Genomic DNA, 7,002 nt, shown 5'->3' on the forward strand with positions numbered 1-7,002 from the left:
GGCGCAAGGCCGCGTGAGCCTGGCCGAGTACCGCGCGCAGATGCGCCAGCAACTGATGCAAACCGAGAACGCCAGCCCGGACGTGGCCGATTGCGCCGCGCACGCCAGCTGGGTGGTGCCCCGTTCGGTCACCTTCGATGCGCTGAAGATCCCCACCGGCGCGCTCGGCGCCGGCCAGGCCACCGTGGAACCATGGGACGGCCGCTTCTCCCAGGGCAAGCAGGCGGTGCCGGTCAGCTCCGTGGTGACCTTCACCGCCACCGCGCACAAGCGGCACGCCGAGGCCCAGTGGGAACCGGTCAAGGTGCGCTGCGGCTATGCCGACGGCATGATGCTGGCCTATGAACTGCTCGACGGCAGCGGCACGGTCATCAGCGAGCCCGCGGCTGCCCCGGCGGTGCGCAGCAATACCCGCCGCGCCACCAGCACCCGGGGCCACAAGGGCGGCAAGACGGCCAAGGCCACCAGCACCAGGTCCGGCAAGGCAAGCGCGTCCAAGGCGGCCAGCGGCAAGAGCAGCGGCGCCAAGAGCACGGGCAAGTCCACCAGCAAGAAAAAGCACTAGGCTTCCCGCCGTTGCGCCGGGACGGGCCAAATGCCTGCCCGGCAGCCTCCTTGTCCAGCTGCCGGACCTTTCCTCCGGAAGGCCGTGCCAGCCGGCCGCGCCGTCAATCCAGTTGCGCCAGCACTGCCTGCAGCATGGCAGCACCCAGCAGGGCGCTGCGCGCGCCGTTCCAGCCCACCGCCGGATCGGGATGGTCGGCATTGTCCTTGAACGGCATCTCCAGCGTCAGCGACAAGCAGCCAAAGGTATGGCCGATGTACTTCGAGGCAAGCTTGAGCGCATCGGCGTTGTACTTGCTGGCGGCATAACCGTGCACGTCCTGGAAATCCGGCGTCGCGCGCTTGAACGCGTCGATAAAGCGCAGCTGTTCGGCGCGCTGCGCCTCGGTGAAGCCCGGCAGCATCTCGCTGCCGGCGACGAAGTTATAGGGCAGGCCCTCGTCGCCATGGATATCGAAGAACATATCGCAGCCCGTGGCCTCGATGGCGCGGCGCACGTGATATACCTCCGGGCTGGCCTGCAGGCTGGGGGCCATCCACTCGCGGTTGAGGTTGGCCCCGGCCGCATTGGTGCGCAGGTTGCCGTGCGCCGATCCGTCGGGATTCATATTGGGCACGATATGGAATACGGCGCGCTCCAGCAGGCGTCGCGCCACTGGGTCGCCGCCCCACATGCCGGTGCCCGTCAAGCGTTGCAGCACGCCCTCGCAGAACCACTCCGCCATGGTTTCGCCGGGATGCTGGCGCGCGATCATCCAGATGGTCTTCTTGCCGTCGCCGGGCCTGCCGACCGTGACCGCCGTCATGTCGCGCCCTTCCACCGTGCTGCCGAGGTGCGATAGCCGCGCCAACGGCGAGCGCTGGCAGGTGGCGACCAGGGCCAGGTGGCGGTCTTCCGAATAGGGCTCGAAGTAAGCCAGCCAGACGCTGTCATGTTCGGGCGTGAACGCCACCGTCATGGTGCTGCCGTCGAAGGTGGTGGGCACGCGGAACCAGCGCGCGCGGTCGTACGAGGCCACTGCCTCATAGCCGCGCCAGCCATCGGGATAAGTGCAGTCGCCGGCATTCAGGAATTGCAGGCGGCAGGCCTGGCCGGCCGCACCCTGCAAGCGGAAATGGAACCACTGGCGGAACTCCGCGTGCGAGTCGGCGCGGATGCGCAGCCGGATATCGCCGGCGTGCGCGATCGACTCGACTTCGATGGCGCCCGCATCGAAGCTGGAGGAGATATGCAGGGCAGAGGTCATGGCGTGGTGTCTCGGAGAGTGCGCGCCGGGAGGCCTGCCGGGCCATCCCTGGCGCTGGGTTCGGGGGCGGCAGGCAGGGTACGGGCGAGCCTGAACGCACTGCTTGCCGAAGCTTCAGTCTTCCAGCCGGCGGCGGAACACCCAGCGCGCATCGTCGGAAGCCGCTGCGTCGAAGGCATAGCCATGCTCGGCAAAGCGCTTGAGCCCGGCGGGCTCGGTGATGCGGTGGGTGACCGCGTAGCGGGCCATATAGCCGCGCGCCCGCTTGGCGTGGAAGGAGATGATCTTGTAGCGGCCGCCCTTCCAGTCCTCGAACACCGGGGTGACGATCCGGGCGTCGAGCACCTTGGGGCGCACCACCTTGAAATACTCCTCGGAGGCCAGGTTGACCAGGGTCGGGCTGCCCTCCGCCTTCAGCGCCTTGAAGTCTTCCTTGAGCAGGTTCGTGACGTCGTCGCCCCAGAAGGCGTAGAGATCCTTGCCGAGCGCATTGTCCAGGCGTGTGCCCATCTCCAGCCGGTAGGGCTGCATCCAGTCGAGCGGGCGCAGCACGCCGTACAGGCCGGACAGGATACGCACATGCTTCTGCGCGAAGCCGAGGTCGTCGCCCGACAGGCTGGACGCACCCAGCCCCTCATACACGTCGCCGTTGAAGGCCAGCACGGCCTGCTTGCTGTTGGCGGCGGTGAACTCGGGCGACCAGTCGCCATAGCGGGTGGCGTTGAGGACCGCGAGCTTGTCGGAAATGTCCATCAGCGCGCCGATATCCTGCGGCGCCAGCTTGCGCAGGCGCTCGATCAATACCGCCGAACGGTCGATGAAACGCGGCAGCGTATGGGTCTTCAGGCGCGGCGGCGTCTCGTAGTCGAGCGACTTGGCGGGGGACAGGACGATGAGCATGGCAAAATCGCGGCAAACACAAAGGCCTGATTGTAACGAATGCACCCTGACTCCACCGCAGTACCCGCCAATTCCCCGCCGGCAGCGCCGACCGCCCCGTGCCCGCTGGCCGCATCCGCGCCCCGGGTCGTGCTCGACTCCAATATCTGGGTGGACCTGCTGGTCTTCGCCGACCCGCATGTCGAGCCTATCCGCGCCGCGCTGCACAGCGGCGCGATTGCCGCGGTGATTCGCGCCGATTGCCGCGAGGAACTGCGCCGTGTGCTGGCTTATCCGCAATTCGCCCACTTCGGCGTCGATATTCCCGCCGCCATGGCCACAGTGGACCGCTTGACCTCCGCCATCGCCATCCCCGGCGAAGCCGACACGCTGGCTGCCCGCCTGCCGCGCTGCAAGGACACCGACGACCAGAAGTTCATCGAACTGGCGCACTTTGCCCAGGCGGCCTGCCTGGTTTCCAAGGATAAGGCCGTGCTCAAGCTGAAGGGCCGCCTGCGCCGCCTGAGCGGCGTCGAGATCCTGCTGCCCCAGGCGTTTCCCGCCTGGCTGGCGGGGCGCGCCGAGGCTGCCGCGCAGGCGCCGGCCGATCCCCGCTAGAATGCCAGCATCGCTTGCCGTCCCATCCAACCGCCCAGCCTGACGCCGCTTCCCATGTCCGCCGATTCCTCCGCCGTCCAGTCCGCCCCCCGCCTCGCTCCCCTGACGCCGCCGCTGTCGCGCCTGCCCAAGGTCGGCACCACCATCTTTACCGTGATGTCGGCGCTGGCCGCCGAGCGCAACGCCGTCAACCTCGGCCAGGGTTTCCCGGATTTCGACTGCGACCCCAAGATCGTCGATGCGGTCGCCCACGCCATGCGCGCGGGGCTCAACCAGTACCCGCCGATGGCGGGCGTGCCCAAGCTGCGCCAGGCCATCGCCGACAAGATCGGCCGGCTGTACGGCCACGCCTACGACTGGGACAGCGAGATCACGGTCACGGCCGGCGCCACCCAGGGCATCCTCACCAGCATCCTGTGCGCGGTGCATCCGGGCGACGAGGTGATCGTGCTGGAACCCTGCTACGACAGCTATATCCCCGCCATCGAACTGGCCGGCGGCAAGGTGGTTTCGGTCGCGCTCGACGCGCCGCACTTCCGCATTCCCTTCGACCGTCTCGCCGCCGCCATCACGCCGCGCACGCGGATGCTGCTGATCAACACGCCGCACAATCCCACCGGCACCATCTGGCGCGCCGGCGACATGGACCGGCTGGCCGGACTGCTGGCCGGCACCGACATCCTGCTGCTGTCCGACGAGGTCTACGAACACATGGTGTTCGACGGCCAGCCGCACCAGTCGGTATCGCGCCACCCGGAACTGGCGCGCCGCAGCTTCGTGGTGTCGAGCTTCGGCAAGACCTATCACGTCACGGGCTGGAAGGTGGGCTATGTGGCCGCCCCGGTGGCGCTCTCCGCGGAATTCCGCAAGGTGCACCAGTTCAATGTGTTCACGGTGAACACGCCGGTGCAGTACGGTCTGGCCGATTACATGGCCGACCCCGCGCCCTACATGGACCTGGCCGCCTTCTACCAGGCCAAGCGCGACTTCTTCCGCAGCGGGCTTGCCACCACCCGCTTCAAGCTGCTGCCGTCCGACGGCACCTACTTCCAGTGCGTGGACTACTCCGCCATTTCCGATATGAGCGAAGCGGATTTTTCGATGTGGCTGACGCGCGAGATCGGCGTGGCGGCGATCCCGGTCTCGGCCTTCTACTCGCAGCCGCGCGAGTCCGGCGTGGTGCGGTTCTGCTTTGCGAAGAAGGAAGAAACGCTGGCGCTGGCGCTGGAGCGGCTGAAGGCGCTGTAAGCACTGCGACGCCCGGCAGTCGTGCCCGCAGGAAACAACGCCCGCGATCCGCGGGCGTTGTTTCCTGCTCGTCTTGCGCCTTCTTGCCCGCGCCTTACCTGCGGCCGCTCAGCATCAGCTCCGTGTTGATCTTGCGATCCTCATTGACCTTCTGCACGGCCGGCCGCTCGGACATCCGCTTCAGGTAGTCCCTGACCGGCAGATCGGCCAGCATGTCGGTGCCGTAGATGATCTTGGTGCACGACGAGATCAGCGGGAAGTGCACCACGGCTGCGCAATCCGCCAGCGTAAACGTGTCGCCGGCCAGGTAGGGCGAAAACTTCGCCAGCTTGCCAAAGGCCGGGATATAGCGCTCCAGCAGCTTCTTCTGGCGCTCCTTGACGCCGTCGCTGACCTTGCCGCCGAAGAAAGCCTCGGGGTAAAGCTCGCGCGCGGCCAGCTCCATGTACAACTCCAGGAAGGTCACCAGCTCGCGGACCTTGCCGGCCGCATAGGGGTCGGCGGGCAGCAGCGGCGTTTGCGGATAGGTCGACTCGATATAGGCGTCCAGCACTTCGGACTCGCATAGCGGGCCGCGATCGGTGATCATGTAGGGCACCTTGCCCAACGGTGACGCTTCGAGATCGGTCTTGCCGATCCAGGCCAGCTCCTCCTCGAACGGCACGTTCTTTTCCAGCAGGGCCAGCTTGACCTTGTTGTAGTAGTTGCTGGCGGCAAAGCCACAGAGCTTCAGCATGTCGTCTCTCTCCTCGGTATTGGCGACCCAGGGGGAATCGCCGTCAAATCAGGGGCGGAATGGTCCTGCGCGCCCATGGGCGAACAGGCATTGTGTGCCATGGCAGACTCTGGTGGTCCGCTCTGGCCGATCAGCGCACGCCGCCTGCATCGCCCCACTGTCGCGGATGATGCAAAAAACGTACGATCGTGCTAATTTAACCACACTTTTCTGGACGCACTATGAGCACTTTCAGCATCGACTCGGTAGGCATCGTCGGCACCGGCGCCATGGGCCGCGGCATTGCGCAGATCGCCGCGCAGGCCGGCCTGACCGTCAGCCTCTACGATACCAACCCGCAGGCCGTGGCCGCAGCCCGCCAATACCTGCAGGACACCTTCGCCAAGCTGGCCGACAAGGGCAAGATGAGTGCCGAGGAAGGCGCTGCCGCGCTGGCGCGCGTTGTGCCCTGCGCCACGCTGGACGACCTGGCCGGCTGCGACATGGTGCTCGAGGCCATTGTCGAGAAGCTGGAAGTCAAGCGCGACCTGGTGGCGAAGCTGGAAGCCATCCTGCGCCCGGATGCCGTGATCGCCTCCAACACCTCCTCGCTGTCGATCACCGCGATCGCGGTCGGCGCCAGGCAACCGGGCCGCATCGCAGGCTACCACTTCTTCAATCCCGTGCCGCTGATGAAGGTGGTCGAGGTGATCGACGGCCTGTCCGGCGACCCTGCGGTGGGCGATGCGCTGATGGCGCTGTCGCGCCGCCTGGGCCACACCCCGGTGCGCTGCAAGGACATGCCCGGCTTCATCGTCAACCATGCCGGCCGCGGCATGAATATCGAAGGCCTGAAGGTGGCGCAGGAAGGCGTGGCCGGCTTCGCCGACATCGACGCCATCATGCGCGAGCAGGCCGGCTTCCGCATGGGCCCCTTCGAGCTGATGGACCTGACCGGGCTGGACGTCTCGCACCCGGTGATGGAATCCATCTACAACCAGTTCTACCAGGAACCCCGCTACCGCCCGTCGCCCATCACGGCGATCCGCTCGGTGGGCGGCCTGATCGGCCGCAAGGCCGGCGCCGGCTTCTACCGCTACGCCGATGGCCAGAAGCAGGTGCCCGCCGCGCTGGCCGTGCCGGCCGCGCGCCCGGCCAGCGTGTGGGTGAGCCGTGCCGACGAGCGCGGCCATGACATGGCCGTCAAGCTGATCCTCGCGCTGGGCATGACGCCGGAAGCCGGCAACCACCCCTCCGGCGACGCCCTGATCGTGGTCACGCCGCTGGGCCTGGACGCCACCACCTGCGCGCTGCAGGAAGGACTGGACCCGACCCGCGTGGTCGCCATCGACACCCTGCTGCCGTTCGAAGCCACCAAGCGCCGCACGCTGATGACCTCGCCCGCCACCTCCGCCGCCATGCGCGAGGCCGCGCACGGCCTGTTCGGCAGCGATGGCGTGCCCGTGACCGTGATCCGCGACTCGGCCGGCTTCGTGGCCCAGCGCATCGTCAGCTGCATCGTCAATATCGCCAGCGACATCGCGCAGCAGCGCATCGCCACGCCGGTCGACATCGACCTCGCCGTCAACCTCGGCCTGGGCTACCCCAAGGGCCCGCTGGCGCTGGGCGACGCGATCGGCCCGCACCTGGTGCTGACCGTGCTGCGCAACCTGGAACGCCTGACCGGCGACATGCGCTACCGCCCCAGCCCGTGGCTGTGGCGCCGCGCCG

General features: G+C 67.5%; 7 protein-coding genes. 4 read left to right on the forward strand and 3 right to left on the reverse strand.

Annotation, left to right across the window (positions count from 1 at the left end):
* Nucleotides 1-565, forward strand: a 565-nt coding sequence (locus tag P3W85_RS33920; RefSeq protein WP_276267984.1) for a BspC domain-containing protein, incomplete at its 5' end; no start/stop codon positions are given.
* Between the two features lie 103 nt (nt 566-668).
* Here the strand turns inward: P3W85_RS33920 and P3W85_RS33925 are convergent.
* The gene (locus P3W85_RS33925; protein WP_017230966.1) at nt 669-1,811 is read right to left on the reverse strand and encodes a M14 family metallopeptidase; all 1,143 of its coding nucleotides are present in this window, start codon (nt 1,809-1,811) and stop codon (nt 669-671) included.
* Between the two features lie 114 nt (nt 1,812-1,925).
* The gene (gene yaaA, locus P3W85_RS33930; RefSeq protein ID WP_276267985.1) at nt 1,926-2,711 is read right to left on the reverse strand and encodes a peroxide stress protein YaaA; all 786 of its coding nucleotides are present in this window, start codon (nt 2,709-2,711) and stop codon (nt 1,926-1,928) included.
* A 39-nt stretch (nt 2,712-2,750) separates the two neighbouring features.
* Here yaaA and P3W85_RS33935 point away from each other — a divergent pair, with 39 nt between their 5' ends.
* Together P3W85_RS33935 and P3W85_RS33940 are read left to right on the forward strand one after the other, a co-directional pair.
* Nucleotides 2,751-3,308 (forward strand): putative toxin-antitoxin system toxin component, PIN family, encoded by a 558-nt coding sequence (locus tag P3W85_RS33935; protein ID WP_276267986.1) that lies wholly within the window; start codon nt 2,751-2,753, stop codon nt 3,306-3,308.
* Between the two features lie 54 nt (nt 3,309-3,362).
* Nucleotides 3,363-4,556: a pyridoxal phosphate-dependent aminotransferase gene (locus P3W85_RS33940; protein WP_017230963.1), complete on the forward strand. Its 1,194-nt coding sequence runs from the start codon at nt 3,363-3,365 to the stop codon at nt 4,554-4,556.
* Nucleotides 4,557-4,650: 94 nt separating this feature from the next.
* Here P3W85_RS33940 and P3W85_RS33945 read toward each other — a convergent pair whose 3' ends face one another.
* Nucleotides 4,651-5,292, reverse strand: coding sequence for a glutathione S-transferase (locus P3W85_RS33945; RefSeq protein WP_017230962.1), 642 nt, complete (start codon nt 5,290-5,292; stop codon nt 4,651-4,653).
* Between the two features lie 221 nt (nt 5,293-5,513).
* Between P3W85_RS33945 and P3W85_RS33950 the strand changes: the two genes are divergently transcribed.
* The coding region (locus P3W85_RS33950) for a 3-hydroxyacyl-CoA dehydrogenase (RefSeq protein ID WP_276267987.1) at nt 5,514-7,002 on the forward strand (1,489 nt) is incomplete at its 3' end.

The organism is Cupriavidus basilensis (assembly GCF_029335485.1).
Classification (GTDB): domain Bacteria; phylum Pseudomonadota; class Gammaproteobacteria; order Burkholderiales; family Burkholderiaceae; genus Cupriavidus; species Cupriavidus basilensis_E.

What these genes read in the sequence shown, in the direction of transcription:
- P3W85_RS33945 (WP_017230962.1), bottom strand. Translation starts at nt 5,292, where the DNA reads ATGCTGAAGCTCTGTGGCTTTGCCGCCAGCAACTACTACAACAAGGTC.
- P3W85_RS33940 (WP_017230963.1), top strand. Translation starts at nt 3,363, where the DNA reads ATGTCCGCCGATTCCTCCGCCGTCCAGTCCGCCCCCCGCCTCGCTCCC.
- P3W85_RS33935 (WP_276267986.1), top strand. Translation starts at nt 2,751, where the DNA reads ATGCACCCTGACTCCACCGCAGTACCCGCCAATTCCCCGCCGGCAGCG.
- yaaA (WP_276267985.1), bottom strand. Translation starts at nt 2,711, where the DNA reads ATGCTCATCGTCCTGTCCCCCGCCAAGTCGCTCGACTACGAGACGCCG.
- P3W85_RS33925 (WP_017230966.1), bottom strand. Translation starts at nt 1,811, where the DNA reads ATGACCTCTGCCCTGCATATCTCCTCCAGCTTCGATGCGGGCGCCATC.